We start from the raw sequence: 15,319 nt of genomic DNA, 5'->3' as shown, positions 1-15,319 counted from the left end.
GCGAAAGGCGCGCGAAGACGCTCAGCGCGCAGAGCTTGTAGACAATTCTACGACCTCGCGAGCCGCCGTGGCGACGTCCTCGTTCACGATGAGGTGATCGAACTCGTTCTGAGCGGCGAGTTCGACCTTCGCGGTGCGCAATCGCCTGGCCCTCTCCTCGGCGTCTTCGGTGCCTCGTCCGACCAGTCGATGAACGAGTTCGTCCCAGCTCGGAGGCAGCAGGAAGATCAGTGTCGCGGCGGGTTCGGCGCGACGCACCTGGCGCGCACCCTGCAGGTCGATCTCGAGCAGGACGGTCTTGCCCTCTGCCAGCGCGGCGTCGATCGGCGCGCGCGGCGTGCCGTACCGGGAGCGGTTGTGCACCACGGCGTACTCGAGCAGTTCGTCGTCGGCGATGAGCCGGTCGAACTCCGCGTCGTCGACGAAGTAGTAGTGCACGCCGTCGATCTCGCCGGGACGCGGGGGCCTGGTCGTCGCAGAGACAGACAGGTGGATCTCCGGGTTGTGCTCGCGGATGTGCGCGGCGACCGTGCCCTTGCCCACGGCGGTGGGCCCTGCCAGGACCAGCAGCCGGCTCCGGGCACCACGAGGCGTCGGCACAGGGAAGCGCGAGTCGAGCCATGACTCCAGCACTCGGCGCTGGCGCGCGCCGAGCCCACCGAGACGCTTGACCGGCGAGATGTGCAGCTCCTCGAGCACCCGGTCGCGCTTGCCGGCGCCGATCGCGGGAAGTGCCAGCAGGAAGTCGGTGATGCGCATCGAGCCCTCCACCGAATCGGCGTCGGCGCTCGCACGATGAAGAACGGCCTGCGGTGTCACCACGCGCATCGTGAGGTCGCGCTTGACCGATGCCCTGGCGCGGCGGCGCTCCACGGCGCGGCGCGCCGCTGCGGCCCTGTCGACCTCGGGGACCGTGCGCTGTGCGTCAGACACCGGCCACCTCGCGATACTCGGCTGCGCGTGCGGAGATGGTCTCCATCAGATCGGCCGGACCGGCGGAGAGGATGCTGCGGCTCTCACTCGCGATCACTGCTGCCGACATCGTCCCGAAACGCGGGCGGAGATCAGCCGGAGTGGCCCCCTGCGCACCGAACCCCGGAGCGAGGATCGGCGCTGCCGGCGTGAACGGCTCGATGCCGGCCCGGGTCCAGTCGACGGTCGCGCCGATGACGAATCCGAAGCTCCCCCACTCCCCCGCGGCAGACGACTCGGCGTTGCGCGCAGAGACCTCGGAGATGACCGCTGCCGACACCGTCGTGCCGGCGGAGTCCGTGGAGCGCTGCAGCCCTTCCGCCTCGGGGTTGCTGGTCGCCGCCAGCACGAACAGGCCCTTTCCGTTCTTCTCGGCCACCGCGAAGGTCCCGTCGAGAGCACCCACCCCGAGGAACGGGCTCACGGTGAGGGCATCCGCCTCCAGCGGCGAACCCGGCGTGAGCCACGCACGCGCGTAGTCGTCCATCGTCGATCCGATGTCGCCCCGCTTGGCGTCGGCGATCACGATCAGTCCTGCAGCGCGCGCAGCGGCGAGAACGTCTTCGAGCGCCGCGATGCCTCGAGAGCCGAAGCGCTCGAAGAACGACACCTGCGGCTTCACGACGGCGACCTTCCCTGCGGCTGCCTCGACCGTGCGCAGGCCGAACTCGCGGACGCCCTGCGCGTCGTCGGTCAACCCCCACGCCGCGAGCAGCGCGGCGTGGGGGTCGATGCCGACGCAGAGCGGTCCCTTCGCCCGGAGGGCGGAGCGCACCCGCTCGCCGAAGCGTTCGCTCACAGCGCCGCCTTCCGGTCCAGCGCGTACTCCTGGAGGCTCTTCACCTGGAAGCCCTCGTGGGCGGCGTCCATTCCGCTCACGGCGGCACCGAGCACGGCCATCGTGGTGAACAGGGCCTTGTCGGCGGCCACCGCTGCGGCGCGGATCTCGTAGCCGTCGGCGCGAGCGGCGCCGCCGGACGGAGTGTTCACGACGATGTCGATCGCGCCCTCGTTGATGAGGTCGACGATGTTCTTGGCCCCGGACTCCTGCGTCGCACTGTACTTCTCGACGACCGTGACGGCGATGCCGTTGCGCGAGAGGATCTCGGCTGTGCCCTCGGTCGCGACGATCGTGAAGCCGAGCTGCTGCAGGCGGTGCGCGGGCAGGATGACGGCGCGCTTGTCCGAGTCGGCGACCGAGATGAACACGGTTCCCGACGTAGGCATGCCGCCATAGGCCGCCGCCTGGCTCTTCGCGAACGCCGTCGGGAAGTCGCGATCGATGCCCATGACCTCACCGGTGGAGCGCATCTCCGGTCCGAGCACGGAGTCGACCGTCTTACCGTCGGCGGTGCGGAACCGCTTGAACGGGAGCACGGCTTCCTTGACCGACACCGGTGCGTCGAGCGGGACGCGGGAGCCGTCCTGCTCGGGAAGCAGACCCTCCGCGCGCAGCTCCGCGATCGTGGAACCGGTCATCACGCGGCTCGCCGCCTTGGCCATGGGGATACCGAGCGCCTTCGACACGAACGGCACGGTGCGGCTCGCACGCGGGTTCGCCTCGATCACGTAGAGCACTCCGGCGCTGATGGCGAACTGCACGTTGAGCAGTCCGCGCACTCCCACGCCCTCGGCGATCGCGAGTGTGGCCTCGCGCACCCGGTCGACGTCGGTGCGGCCGAGCGAGACCGGCGGCAGCGTGCAGCTGGAGTCGCCCGAGTGGATGCCGGCCTCTTCGAGGTGCTCCATGACGCCGCCGATGTACAGGTCGGTTCCGTCGTAGAGCGCGTCGACGTCGAGCTCGATCGCGTCGTCGAGGAAGCGATCGACGAGAAGGGGCTTGCCCTCCTCGATGACGACCTCCCCCGCGGTGCGCACGAAGTAGTCGCGCAGCGACGCGGTGTCGTAGACGATCTCCATGCCGCGGCCGCCGAGCACGAAGCTCGGACGCACCAGCACCGGGTAGCCGATCTCCTCGGCGATACGCACGGCGCCTTCGACATCGATCGCGGTGCCGTTGCGCGGCGCGACGAGACCTGCGTCATCGAGCAGACGGGAGAACAGCTCGCGCTCCTCCGCCAGGTCGATCGCCTCGGGGCTGGTTCCGAGAACGGTGTAACCGGCGGCTTCGATGCCCTTCGCGAGCCCGAGCGGCGTCTGCCCGCCGAGCTGGCACACGACACCGAGGATGGTGCCGCTCGCGGCTTCGGCGTCGAGCACCTCCAGCACGTCCTCGAGCGTCAGCGGCTCGAAGTACAGGCGGTCGGAGGTGTCGTAGTCGGTCGAGACCGTCTCCGGGTTGCAGTTGACCATGACGGTCTCGAACCCGGCATCCGACAGCGCGAACGACGCGTGCACGCACGAGTAGTCGAACTCGACGCCCTGGCCGATGCGGTTCGGTCCGGAGCCGATGATCACCACCTTGGTGCGATCCGACGGAGCGACCTCGGTCTCGAAGTCGTAGCTCGAGTAGTGGTACGGGGTGAGGGCGGGGAACTCGCCGGCGCAGGTATCGACCGTCTTGTACACCGGGCGGATGCCGAGGCCGTGACGCACGCCCCTGACCTCCGCTTCGGAGATGCCGCGGAGCTCGGCGAGCTGCGCGTCGGAGAAGCCATGCTCCTTGGCGTAGCGAAGAGTCGCCGCGTCGAGCTCGGACGCGGTGCGCACGATCTCGGCGACCTCGTTGATCAGCACGATCTGGTCGAGGAACCACGGGTCGATCGCCGTCGCGTCGAAGGCCTGCTCGACCGTCGCGCCCTTGCGCAGCGCCTGCTGCAGCGTCACGATCCGGCCGTCCGTCGGAACCTTCGAGATCTCGAGAAGCTCCTCAACCGAGCGCTCCTCGGCGCCCCAGTGGAAGCTCGAACCGCGCTTCTCCAGCGAGCGGAGCGCCTTCTGCAGGGCGGTGGCGTAGTTGCGGCCGATCGCCATGGCCTCGCCCACGGACTTCATGGTCGTGGTCAGCGTCGCGTCGGCTGCCGGGAACTTCTCGAACGCGAAGCGCGGAACCTTCACGACGACGTAGTCGAGCGTCGGCTCGAAGCTCGCCGGCGTGACACCCGTGATGTCGTTCGGGATCTCGTCGAGACGGTAGCCCAGGGCCAGCTTGGCGGCGAGCTTGGCGATCGGGAATCCGGTGGCCTTGGACGCCAGAGCGCTGGAGCGCGAGACGCGCGGGTTCATCTCGATGACGATGATGCGACCGTTGGTCGGGTCCACCGCGAACTGGATGTTGCAACCGCCGGTGTCGACGCCGACGGCGCGGATGATGTCGATGCCGATGTCGCGCATCTTCTGGTACTCGCGGTCGGTGAGGGTGAGCGCGGGAGCGACCGTGATCGAGTCGCCCGTGTGCACGCCGACGGGGTCGACGTTCTCGATCGAGCAGACGACGACGGTGTTGTCGGCCGTGTCGCGCATGAGCTCGAGCTCGTACTCCTTCCAGCCGAGGATGGACTCCTCCAGGAGCACCTCGGTGGTGGGCGAGTCGCGCAGGCCCGCGCCGGCGATGCGACGCAGATCCTCCTCGTCATACGCGAATCCGGAGCCGAGACCCCCCATCGTGAAGCTCGGACGGACCACCATCGGGTAGCCGAGTTCATCGGCGGCCGCCAGCACCTCCTCCATCGTGTGCGCGATGCGCGAGTCCGCCACGTCGGCTCCCGCATCGAGGACCAGCTGCTTGAAGATCTGACGATCCTCGCCCTTGTTGATCGCCTCGAAGCTGGCGCCGATGAGCTCGACGTCGTACTTCTCGAGGATGCCGTGGTTGTGGAGCTCGATCGCGGCGTTCAGCGCGGTCTGCCCGCCGAGCGTCGGCAGGATCGCGTCGGGCCGCTCCTTGGCGATGATCGTCTCGATGACCTGCCACGTGATCGGCTCGATGTACGTCGCATCGGCGAAGTCGGGATCGGTCATGATCGTGGCCGGGTTGGAGTTGACCAGGATGACCCGGACGCCCTCCTCGCGGAGCACGCGGCACGCCTGGGTGCCGGAGTAGTCGAACTCGCACGCCTGACCGATGACGATCGGGCCGGAGCCGATGACGAGGACGGAGTTGATGTCGTCGCGCTTGGGCATTACTTGGAGTCCTTCTGGCTTGCGATGACCAGGTCGCGGAACCTGTCGAAGAGGTAGTTGGCGTCGTGCGGGCCTGCTGCGGCCTCGGGGTGGTACTGCACCGAGAAGGCGGGGATGTCGAGGGCGCGGAGTCCCTCGACCACGTTGTCGTTGAGGCCGACGTGGCTGACCTCGACCTTGCCGTAGCCGTTCGGGCTGTCGAAGGTGCCCTCGATCGGAGCCTCGACCGCGAAGCCGTGGTTATGCGCCGTGATCTCGACCCTGCCGGTCTGCTTGTCCAGCACCGGCTGGTTGATGCCGCGGTGCCCGAACGGCAGCTTGTAGGTGCCGAGGCCCAGGGCACGCCCGAGCAGCTGGTTGCCGAAGCAGATCCCGAAGAAGGGCAGCCCCGCATCGAGCACAGAGCGCAGCAGCTCGACGTGATCGCCGGAGGCCGCGGGGTCGCCGGGACCGTTCGAGTAGAACACCGCGACGGGATCGACCGCGCGGATATCGTCGATCGTCACGTTCTGCGGCAGCACATGCACCTCGAAGCCGCGGGCGGCGAGGTTGTCGATCGTCGCCTGCTTCACACCGAGATCGAGCACGGCGAGGTTGCCGATGCGCTCACCCATGGCGGTCGTCACCGTCGCGACGTCGACCGAGACCTCGGCGGACAGATTGCGTCCGGCCATCTCGGGGGCTTCGCGGACGATGCGCACCTGCTCCTGCGGGTCGAGTGCCGCATCCGCCCCGGAGAAGATCCCCCCGCGCATGGAGCCGGCCGAGCGGATGTGCCGGGTGATCGAACGGGTGTCGATGCCGCTGATGCCGACGACTCCGTCCTCGACGAGCACGTCGTCGAGCGAGGCGTTCGCGCGCCAGTTCGACACCACGCGCGAAGGGTCGCGCACGATGTAGCCGGCGACCCAGATGCGGCGCGATTCGGCATCTTCGTCGTTCATGCCGGTGTTGCCGATGTGCGGTGCCGTCTGCAGGACGATCTGCCCCGCGTAGGAGGGATCGGTGATGGTCTCCTGGTATCCGGACATGCCGGTCGCGAAGACGACTTCGCCGAGCGTGCGACCGCGCGCGCCGTAGGCGCGTCCGGTGTGTCGGGTGCCGTCTTCCAGGACCAGGACGGCGGGATCGGGGAGCTGGGCCGCGGAGGCCTGCCCGGAGGATGTCGAAAGGGTCATGACGTTGCTCCTGTGTCGGGGGCGGCGGGGACGAGCCGCTGCAGGTCGGAGATGAGGTTCATAGGGTCGCCGGTGGCGAGGCGCAGATAGCTGTCGACGACCGTGTCGTCGTCGATGCTCCAGGCGAGGCGCACGAGGCCACCGGGCTCCACGACGCGGTCGATCGTGACCGTGGCGCGGTCGATGGCGACGAGGCGGTCGTTCGCGAGGAAGACCGTCGGCGCGCCATCGAGGCAGAGGGCGATGCCGCGATCCGTGACCGCCAGCTCACCACGGGCCCGGTACGCGAGAGGCGACACCGCGAGACGCTCGAGCGGCTGCTCATGCCGTGTCGTCGACACGTAGAGCACCTCGTCGCGGCGGAAGACCTCCGCGTGCTCCGGAACCCCCAGCGGGGCCGTGAACACGGAGTCGCGGCGGATTCGTCGTCGCCAGGCCAGGAGCATCACCAGCAGCACCAGGAGCGCGACCGCGATCGTGATCGCGACGGCGAGGTCCCGAGCGCTCATGCGTGAAGCTCCTCGACGACGCTTCCGCCGTCGACGGTGAGGACACCGCCGTGGATCGTGTACTGCACCCGTCCGGGGAGAGCGCGGCCGAGGTAGGGCGAGTTCACGCTCCGACCATGGAGGTCGGCTTCTGTGAACACGCCGTCGACCGAGGCGTCGTAGAGCGTGATCTGGGCCGGCTGACCGACCTCGAGCGGTGTGCCGTGACCTGCCAGCCGTCCGATCCGTGCCGGCGCTGCGCTCATCACCCGCGCGATGTCCGACCACTCGAGAAGCCCGGTCTGCACCATCGACTGGTGCACGACGCGCAGGGCGCTCTCCAGCCCCACCATGCCGTTCGCCGCGGCCTGCCACTCGCACGCCTTGTGCTCACTCGGGTGCGGCGCGTGGTCGGTGGCGACGATGTCGATCGTGCCGTCGGCGAGGCCCTCGCGCACGGCGAGCACATCCTCTTCCCGACGCAGCGGAGGATTCACCTTGTAGCGCGCGTCGTACCCGCGCACGAGCTCGTCGGTGAGCAGCAGGTGGTGAGGGGTGACCTCGGCGGTGACGTTGATGCCGCGCTTCTTGGCCCAGCGGATGATGTCCACCGAGCCCGCGGTCGAGAGGTGGCACACGTGCAGCCGCGATCCGACGTGCTCGGCCAGCAGCACGTCGCGAGCGATGATCGACTCTTCGGCGACGGCGGGCCATCCGGCCAGGCCCAGCTCGGCCGAGACCGTGCCCTCGTTCATCTGCGCGCCCTCGGTGAGGCGGGGGTCCTGCGCATGCTGGGCGATGACGCCGTCGAACGACTTCACGTATTCCAGCGCACGGCGCATGATGAGCGGATCGAACACGCAGAAGCCGTCGTCGCTGAAGACGCGGACCTGTGCGCGGGACGTGGCCATCGCTCCCAGCTCGGCGAGGCGCTCGCCCTTCTGTCCGACCGTCACGGCGCCGATGGGCTGCACCGTGGCGTAGCCGGCCGCTTCGCCGAGCGCGAGCTCCTGCTCGACGACGCCGGCGGTGTCGGCGACCGGCGAGGTGTTGGGCATCGCGAACACGGCGGTGAAACCACCGGCAGCCGCCGCCCTCGTTCCCGTGAGGATCGTCTCGGAAGCCTCGTAGCCGGGCTCGCGCAGATGCGTGTGCAGATCGACGAGTCCCGGAAGGGCGACCAGCCCTGCCGCGTCGATGACGCGCGCGCCGGAGCGCGTGAGCCCGGTGCCGATCTCGGCGATCCGGCCGTCTTCGATCATGATGTCGGCGCTCTCGGCACCGAGCAGCTGTGCACCGGTGATGACGAGGGTCTCGTTCACAGGTCTCCCCCTCGTTCGTCGTCTCGTTCTCCCGCCAGCAGCAGGTACAGCACCGCCATGCGGACGGAGACCCCGTTCGTGACCTGTTCCAGCACCGTCGAGCGGGGGGAATCGGCAGCTTCGGAGGAGATCTCCAGTCCCCGGTTCATGGGTCCGGGGTGCATGACAATGCTACCTGCCGGAAGACCGGCCACACGCCGTGCGTCCAGACCCCATCGACGGGAATACTCCCGCTCAGTCGGGAAATATGCCGCGTTCATGCGTTCCAGCTGGATGCGCAGCATCATCACCGCGTCCGGGTCCTCGGCCAGAGCCTCATCGAGGTCGTAGACCACGCGGACCGGCCAGAGCGACACGTTCTGCGGCACCAAGGTCGGCGGCGCGACCAGGGTGACCTCCGCTCCGAGCGTGGTGAGCAGCCAGACGTTCGAGCGGGCGACCCGCGAATGCAGCACGTCGCCGACGATCACGACCCGCAGTCCGCTCAGATCGCGACCGCGGCTCTCGGCGCCGAAGCGGCGCTTGCGGATGGTGAAGGCGTCGAGCAGGGCCTGCGTCGGGTGCTCGTGCGTGCCGTCTCCGGCGTTGACGACGCCGGCGGAGATCCAGCCGCTGGTGGCGAGCGTCTGCGGGGCGCCGGATCCGGGGTGGCGGACCACGACCGCGTCGGCGCCGATGGCCTCGAGCGTCTGGGCGGTGTCCTTCAGGCTCTCGCCCTTCGAGACGCTGGACCCCTTCGCCGCGAAGTTGATGACATCGGCGGAGAGGCGCTTGGCGGCGGCCTCGAATGAGATGCGGGTGCGTGTCGAATCCTCGAAGAAGAGGTTCACCACGGTCTTGCCGCGCAGCGTCGGGAGCTTCTTGACCTCACGCGACTGCGTGTCGGACATGTCCTCGGCGACATCGAGGATGCGCAGGGCGGTCGCCCGATCGAGGGTGCGGGTGTCGAGGAGGTGTCTCATTCGCCGATCGTCACCTCCTCGGCCCCGTCGTTCTCGAAGAGGCGCACGTTGACCCGCTCGGTGCGGGCGGAGGGGATGTTCTTGCCGATGAAGTCCGGGCGGATCGGGAGCTCGCGGTGTCCGCGGTCGACGAGGATCGCCAGGCGCACGACGGCGGGGCGTCCGATCGACTGGATGGCGTCGAGAGCGGCACGGATGCTGCGGCCGGAGAAGAGCACGTCATCGACGAGCACGACCGTCTTGCCGTCGATTCCGCCCACCGGGATCTCGGTGGGCCGCGGGGAACGCGTCGGGTGCTTGGCGAGATCGTCGCGGAAGAGCGTGACATCGAGCGCACCGACCGGGACGGACTGCTGCGCGATCTCGCTGATCAGCAGGCCGAGGCGATGGGCGAGAGTGACGCCGCGGGTCGGAATGCCCAGCAGGACGAGGTTCTCGGCACCTCGATTGGATTCGAGGATCTCGTGCGCGATACGGGTCAGCGCTCGTGAGATGTCGGCTTCGTGCAGCACAGTGCGCATGCTCATCGGCCGCTCCCTTCTCCGCCTCACAGGACGGTGTTAAAGGTTGCTTGTGACGAAAGTCTATCGGAGCGCGGGCTCCGGCGGATCAGCTCGCTTCCCGCAGGACCGGATCGGTGACCTCGTCGATCTTCGACGAGCGGATCGGGTGGCCGGCGGTGGAGAGGCAGCGGCCGGTCTTCAGATCCCACTTCCAGTCGTGCATGCTGCACGTGAGGATGCCGTCCTCGTCGACCGTGCCCGTGCGGGTGAGGTCGGCGCGCAGGTGCGGGCAGCGGCGCTGGACGACCCAGTCGCCGATCTCGGCATCTTCGGTCTGGTCGGTCTGCTCCTGGTACCAGTTCTCCACGTACTCGATCCGATCGACCGAGAGGCACTTGAGGAACGTGGTGAGGAACTCGTTGAACTTGCCGCTGCGGCCCACCGAGAACTGCATCGAGAGGAAGATCGAGTTGGACCAGTCGATCTCGTGATCGACGATGTTCGTCGAGACCAGGTCGGCGGGGATCGTGTACCAGTACACGCACTCCTCGCCCGCGTACTCGCGGACCTTCGCGCGGGGGAAGTCGACCACCATGTCGAGCTCGCCGATGCGGAAGCGCACGCAACCGCCGACACCGAGCCGGATGGTGCGGGACTTCTTCAGCAGCGGTTCCCACCAGGTCTTGATCGCCTCGAGCATCTCTGCGGGCGGGATGATCTCGGCACGAGATGCCTCCTCGTCGCGGATCTCCTGCTGTCGGCTCGCGCGCTGTTCCTCGAGGTACTCCCACTTCTCATCGAAGATGTGCGCGATCTCGGCCTCGGTGTAGAGCGTCTGCTCACTCGTGACCTCTCCCCCGTCGATCGTGACGACCGTACCGGGGATGAAGAGCTGACCGTCGTACTGCGGCGCGAGCTCCTTCATGTGCGCGAGGAACTGCTTCTGGTCCGTGAAGATCGACTCGCCGTTCTTGCCGAGACCGTTGAAGTCGAACAGGTCGTCGCGCAGGAACATGGGGGGCCCTGCCATCGGGAAGACGTGCGGGGCATCGACCTTCTCGATGTAGTACATCGCTCGCTTGTTCTGCGCCTCGCGCTTGAGCCGGGCGAAGTTCTGCTTGGCGTCCAGCGGCAGGTCGTAGACCATGGGCCACCAGATCGCACCGGACACCTGGGTGAAGTAGGCGTCGGGCTTGCCGAAGTCGAGCAGCTTCTCGAGGTCGAGCGGGTGCGAGTCGTTCTGGTTCAGCATCGAGCCGGTGCCGTCGTCGACGCTCAGGGAGGAGTCGCCGATGGGGCCGTCGCTGGGCGCGCGCAGCGGCGTGATCATCATCTTGAGGTCACCGCGCTGGATCACCTGGCCCGCAGGAGCGTAGGTGATGTTCGTGTAGCCGAGGGCGCGGATGTCCTTCTCGAGGTCGTCGGTCGGATACTCCGGAAGCAGCACCTCGATGTCCTTGCGGATGTAGCGCTCCAGGAGCCGCGGGTCGAAGTGGTCGCGGTGCCGGTGCGAGATCCACAGGAAATCGGCCTCGCGTCCGAAGCGCTCCCAGTCCAGACCGCGATTGTCGGGGAACGGGAACCAGGATCCGTAGAACGAGGGTCCGAGGACCGGGTCGCAGATGATGTTCCCGCCGACCGTCTCGATGAACATCCCGGCGTGGCCGAGTCCCGTGATCCGCATTGCATTCCTCCCGAATGTGAACCGTTCGATTGTACCGACGGCTCCCTGTGCGCCCGGTCGACCCGGCCGTGAGTAATCCGGTCAGTCCTCGAACAGGCCACGGATGTCGTCTGCGGAGAGCGACTGCGCGAACAGCGCCTCATCGTCGAGCACGGCCGTGAACAGCCGCGCTTTGCGGCGCTGCAGTTCGAGCACCTTCTCCTCGATCGTGCCGGCGGAGATCATCCGGTAGACGAACACCTGGCTGTCCTGGCCGATGCGGTGCGTGCGATCGACGGCCTGCGCCTCGGCCGCCGGATTCCACCACGGATCGAGCAGGAAGACGTAGTCGGCCTCGGTCAGGGTGAGGCCGAATCCGCCGGCCTTGAGGCTGATCAGGAAGACCGGTTGCACTCCCGATGTGAAGCTCTCGACGACCTTCTGGCGGTGGCGCGTCGCCCCGTCCAGGTGCGCGTAGGGGATGCCGGCGGCGTCGAGGCGGGCAGCGGCGAGGTCGAGGAACGACGTGAACTGGCTGAACACGAGCGCGCGATGGCCTTCGGCCTGCAACTCGATCACGCGCTCGAGCAGCACATCGAGCTTGCGCGAGCCGATCTTCGCGTCCGCGGCGTCGATGAGCCCCGGGGCCAGGCTGAGCATGCGCATCAGGGTGAGCGATCGGAACACGATGAAGCGGTTGCGATCGAGATCTTCCAGCAGGCCGAGCACCTTCTGCCGTTCGCGCTGCAGCACGACGTCGTAGAGCGCCCGGTGGGAGGAGCTGAGCTCGACCTCGAGGATCTGCTCCTGCTTCGCTGGCAGGTCGGGTGCCACCAGCTCCTTCGTGCGTCGCAGCAGCAGCGGCCGGATCCGCCGACGAAGCTGCTCGAGGCGACGCTGACGGTAGGCGCCGCCCTCCTCGTTCTCGGGGACCTTCCCCTGCTCGATGGGTTGGATGTACTGCTCGCGGAATTTCCGCGCCGAGGCGAAGAGACCCGGAGCGGTGAGCTTCAGCAGCGCCCACAGCTCGCTCAGGCTGTTCTCCATCGGCGTTCCGGTGATCGCGAACGTCACATCCGCGCGGAACGAGGCGATGGCGCGGTGCAGCTTGGTCGCCGGGTTCTTGACGAACTGCGCCTCGTCGAGGAGGAGTCCGGCCCACTCGACGCGCGCGTACTCGGCCTCGTCGAGCCGGGCGACGGCGTAGGTGGTGATGAGGAGGTCGACGTCGCGGATGCTCGCGTCGACCGACGGCCCCTGGGTGTTTCCGCGGAGCCGCACCCGGAGCGTGGGCGCGAAACGCTCGGCCTCGCTACGCCAGGTGGCGAGGACCGATGTCGGCACGACGGCGAGGAAGGGCCGCCGCTCCCCCGCCTCTCGCGCATGCACGATGAGGGCCAGGAGCTGGAGGGTCTTGCCGAGCCCCATGTCGTCGGCGAGGATGCCACCCAGGCGATGGGTCCACAGGAAGGCGAGCCAGTCGAGCCCCTCCTTCTGATAGGGGCGGAGTTCGGCCGTGATGCCCGACGGCACAGCGACCGGGGGCACCGAGGTGGCCGCGCGCAGACCGTCAGCGGTCGCACGCCAAGAGACGGCGGGGATCGCCTCATCGGCGAGGTCTTCGAACTCCTCCCAGAGATCGGTCTGATACCGACTGATCCGCGGACCGGTCTCCCACTCGTCGAGCGCGCCGGACTCGTCGATCAGCTCCCGGAGGCGATCGAGCGCACGGTGATTCAGCGAGAAGTAGCTGCCGTCGACCAGGAGGAGCTTCTTGCGCCCCTTGCTGAGCGCCGTGAACAGCGGCTCGAACGGGATGGTGCGCCCGTCGATCTTGACCAGGATCCCCAGATCGAACCAGTCGGGATCGCTGCTCTCGACGGTCGAGACGGTGATCTCCGGCTCGCCCGTGAGCTCGTGGTAGCTCTTGCGACGGCCCTCGACGCTGACCGTGACGCCCTCGGCCTCGAGCGCAGGCACCGTGCGGGTGACGAACTCGGCGGCGGCGACGTCGTGGAAGGAGCCGGTCGCGGAGAGCTCCTCGCCCAGGTGCTCTCTCCACACCGTCCGCAGCGTGTCCCGGAGGGCATCCTCGGCCGCGATGTCGCGTACCGCGTCGCCGCTGGGAGAGAGCGGCACCCGCCCGAAACCGCGATACTCCCACTCGAGGGTGTACGTGACCGTGTCGCCGCGGCGGAAGGACAGTGCGATCACCGCTCGGGGTGCGGGCAGCGCCGGCAGCTCGATCCGGCCGACAGGGCGCACCTCGATGCGGCGCGCGAGCAGCGGATACGCATCGCGGAAGAAGGCATCCTCGTCACGGGCCGGCACCGCCAGCCCGGTCCTGGCGGTGAGAAGGGCATGGACGGGCTCGCTGATCGGCACCTCGGCGAGGGTCACCCGGATGCTGCTCCCCTGTTGCGCGATCTCGTACACGCCGCTGTGGCCGATCGTCTGGACGGCGAAGGGCTCTGCAGGGCGACCATCGATCGTGATGTCGGGACGCACGACGATCCCGCCCCCGTCGTCTCGCCCGACCGTCGCCCGGATCGCGGCGTCGCCGGCGAGCACGACAGTGGTGCTCTTCTGCGTGGCGACGAGGGGGATGCCGACCTCCGCGCCGGCGCGCAGGTGCCCCCAGAAGAGTCCGGACTCGATCAGATCGGCGACCAGCCAATCACCGGCCGTGCCCGAGAGCAGCGTGTCGCGAGCGATGCTGAGCAGGTCTGCGAACCACCGCGAGCGATCGCGCCCGTACTGCGTGGGGGAACGCCGCACCGCGTCCCACGTGGCCGCACCCTGCACCCAGGCACCGGTCGACGCGCTCCGCTCGAGCGGGCGGATGCCGAGCAGGATCTCGCCCGTGCGCTTCGCGACGTCGCGGGCGGTCGCCGTGCGCTGCGGACGCGAGGCCCACGGGTTGGCCCCGCGACCGTCCCTCACGCGGAGCTCGACGCCGAGCGCGAGCGCCGTGTCGGCGTCATCGCGCGCGGAACCGAGGATGCTCCGCCAATCCGCCGCCGATCCCTCCAGAGGGGAAGGATCACGGGAGAGAGACATGCTGCCATCCTCTCCGGCACCGCCGACAATCACACCGCCGACAGCGCCCCGTCTCGGACGGATCAGGCGGAGCGGGCCACCCGTGCGAGGACACCGTGCACGAACGCACCGGAGTCGTCGGTCGAGAACTCCTTGGCGAGTTCGACGGCCTCATCGATCGCGACCGCGGTCGGAACCTCGTCGTTATGCAGGATCTCCCACACCGCGATGCGCAGCAGCGCGCGGTCCACCGCAGGCATCCGCTCCAGCTTCCAGTCCCTGCTGTGCGTCGTGATCTGCTCGTCGATCTCGTCACGGGAGTCGATGATGCCGTCGACGATCTCGCGCGCATAGAGCCAGGAGGCCTCACGCGCAGGCTCGCTCGCAGCGCGCTTGGCTTCAGCGGCGAGCGTCACGGCGAGATCGTCACCGCGCACGTCGGCGGAGAAGAGGATGTCGAGAGCGCGCTTGCGCGCCTTCGTCCGGGCGCCCACGCCTTACTTCTCGCGGCCGAGGTAGTCACCCGTTCGGGTGTCGACCTTGACCTTGGTGCCGGTCTCGAGGAACAGCGGCACCTGGATCTCGTAGCCGGTCTCGAGCGTGGCGGGCTTGGTGCCGGCCGAGGAGCGGTCGCCCTGCAGGCCCGGCTCGGTGTAGGTGACCTCGAGGATCACGGAAGCCGGGAGGTCGATGTAGAGCGGGTTGCCGTTGTTCATCGCGATCGTCACCTGCTGGTTCTCGAGCAGGAAGTGCTTCGCGTCGCCGACGGTCGCCGCGCCGACCGTGATCTGGTCGAAGTCGGTCTGGTCCATGAAGACGTAGCCATCACCGTCGGTGTACAGGTACGTGTAGTCGCGGCGGTCGACGTTCTCGATCTCGATCTTCGCGCCGGCGTTGTAGGTGCGGTCGACGGTCTTGCCCGAGACGACGTTCTTCAGCTTGGTGCGCACGAAGGCACCACCCTTGCCGGGCTTGACGTGCTGGAACTCGATGACGCTCCAGAGCTGCCCGTCGATGCTGAGGACGACGCCGTTCTTGATGTCTGCGGTAGATGCCATGCGCTGCGAGTTCCGTTCGTGTGTCTGCGGGGTCGGACGAGACCGACAGTC

General features: G+C 68.3%; 12 protein-coding genes. All 12 read right to left on the bottom strand.

All coding sequences use genetic code 11. The annotated features are described in order from the left end of the window. Positions 1 to 21 precede the first annotated feature (21 nt). On the bottom strand, positions 22 to 933 hold the full coding sequence (gmk, locus tag D514_RS32545; RefSeq protein ID WP_017830567.1) for a guanylate kinase: 912 nt from the start codon (positions 931 to 933) through the stop codon (positions 22 to 24). Next, positions 926 to 1,771 carry an orotidine-5'-phosphate decarboxylase gene (gene pyrF / locus D514_RS32540; protein WP_017830566.1) on the bottom strand — a complete coding sequence of 282 codons (846 nt, stop codon included), beginning with the start codon at positions 1,769 to 1,771 and terminating at the stop codon, positions 926 to 928. The genes gmk and pyrF overlap by 8 nt, the downstream gene beginning before the upstream one ends. Continuing rightward, positions 1,768 to 5,055, bottom strand: a complete 3,288-nt coding sequence (gene carB / locus D514_RS32535) for a carbamoyl-phosphate synthase large subunit (RefSeq protein WP_017830565.1) — start codon at positions 5,053 to 5,055, stop codon at positions 1,768 to 1,770. Before carB ends, pyrF begins: the two co-directional genes overlap by 4 nt. Then, positions 5,055 to 6,233: a glutamine-hydrolyzing carbamoyl-phosphate synthase small subunit gene (gene carA / locus D514_RS32530; RefSeq protein WP_017830564.1), complete on the bottom strand. Its 1,179-nt coding sequence runs from the start codon at positions 6,231 to 6,233 to the stop codon at positions 5,055 to 5,057. The genes carB and carA overlap by 1 nt, the downstream gene beginning before the upstream one ends. Next, on the bottom strand, positions 6,230 to 6,742 hold the full coding sequence (locus D514_RS32525; protein WP_017830563.1) for a hypothetical protein: 513 nt from the start codon (positions 6,740 to 6,742) through the stop codon (positions 6,230 to 6,232). The genes carA and D514_RS32525 overlap by 4 nt, the downstream gene beginning before the upstream one ends. Beyond that, positions 6,739 to 8,043 carry a dihydroorotase gene (locus tag D514_RS32520; RefSeq protein ID WP_017830562.1) on the bottom strand — a complete coding sequence of 435 codons (1,305 nt, stop codon included), beginning with the start codon at positions 8,041 to 8,043 and terminating at the stop codon, positions 6,739 to 6,741. Before D514_RS32520 ends, D514_RS32525 begins: the two co-directional genes overlap by 4 nt. Continuing rightward, the gene (locus D514_RS32515; protein WP_017830561.1) at positions 8,040 to 9,005 is read right to left on the bottom strand and encodes an aspartate carbamoyltransferase catalytic subunit; all 966 of its coding nucleotides are present in this window, start codon (positions 9,003 to 9,005) and stop codon (positions 8,040 to 8,042) included. The genes D514_RS32520 and D514_RS32515 overlap by 4 nt, the downstream gene beginning before the upstream one ends. Continuing rightward, entirely contained in the window at positions 9,002 to 9,532 is a 531-nt protein-coding gene (gene pyrR, locus D514_RS32510; protein ID WP_017830560.1) for a bifunctional pyr operon transcriptional regulator/uracil phosphoribosyltransferase PyrR, read from the bottom strand. The genes D514_RS32515 and pyrR overlap by 4 nt, the downstream gene beginning before the upstream one ends. 82 nt (positions 9,533 to 9,614) lie before the next feature. Beyond that, on the bottom strand, positions 9,615 to 11,192 hold the full coding sequence (locus D514_RS32505; RefSeq protein ID WP_017830559.1) for a Rieske 2Fe-2S domain-containing protein: 1,578 nt from the start codon (positions 11,190 to 11,192) through the stop codon (positions 9,615 to 9,617). A gap of 81 nt (positions 11,193 to 11,273) precedes the next feature. After that, complete coding sequence (locus D514_RS32500) at positions 11,274 to 14,231, bottom strand: DEAD/DEAH box helicase (RefSeq protein ID WP_017830558.1); 2,958 nt, start codon at positions 14,229 to 14,231, stop codon at positions 11,274 to 11,276. 62 nt (positions 14,232 to 14,293) lie between these two features. Next, positions 14,294 to 14,704, bottom strand: a complete 411-nt coding sequence (gene nusB / locus D514_RS32495; protein WP_017830557.1) for a transcription antitermination factor NusB — start codon at positions 14,702 to 14,704, stop codon at positions 14,294 to 14,296. Positions 14,705 to 14,707: 3 nt separating this feature from the next. Beyond that, a complete protein-coding gene (gene efp, locus D514_RS32490) occupies positions 14,708 to 15,268 on the bottom strand; it encodes an elongation factor P (RefSeq protein WP_017830556.1) in 561 nt (186 codons plus the stop codon). Between the last annotated feature and the right edge of the window lie 51 nt (positions 15,269 to 15,319).

The sequence above is a fragment of the Microbacterium sp. UCD-TDU genome (genome assembly GCF_000340625.1).
Classification (GTDB): Bacteria; Actinomycetota; Actinomycetes; order Actinomycetales; family Microbacteriaceae; genus Microbacterium; species Microbacterium maritypicum.
The sequence above is the reverse complement of the archived record's forward strand: the minus strand, read 5'-3'. Positions and strand labels throughout refer to the sequence as shown.

Bases quoted from the DNA above. Each gene is read 5' to 3' on its own strand.
- D514_RS32525 (WP_017830563.1), bottom strand. From the start codon at position 6,742: ATGAGCGCTCGGGACCTCGCCGTCGCGATCACGATCGCGGTCGCGCTC.
- efp (WP_017830556.1), bottom strand. From the start codon at position 15,268: ATGGCATCTACCGCAGACATCAAGAACGGCGTCGTCCTCAGCATCGAC.
- pyrR (WP_017830560.1), bottom strand. From the start codon at position 9,532: ATGAGCATGCGCACTGTGCTGCACGAAGCCGACATCTCACGAGCGCTG.
- carA (WP_017830564.1), bottom strand. From the start codon at position 6,233: ATGACCCTTTCGACATCCTCCGGGCAGGCCTCCGCGGCCCAGCTCCCC.
- D514_RS32505 (WP_017830559.1), bottom strand. From the start codon at position 11,192: ATGCGGATCACGGGACTCGGCCACGCCGGGATGTTCATCGAGACGGTC.
- D514_RS32500 (WP_017830558.1), bottom strand. From the start codon at position 14,231: ATGTCTCTCTCCCGTGATCCTTCCCCTCTGGAGGGATCGGCGGCGGAT.
- D514_RS32515 (WP_017830561.1), bottom strand. From the start codon at position 9,005: ATGAGACACCTCCTCGACACCCGCACCCTCGATCGGGCGACCGCCCTG.
- carB (WP_017830565.1), bottom strand. From the start codon at position 5,055: ATGCCCAAGCGCGACGACATCAACTCCGTCCTCGTCATCGGCTCCGGC.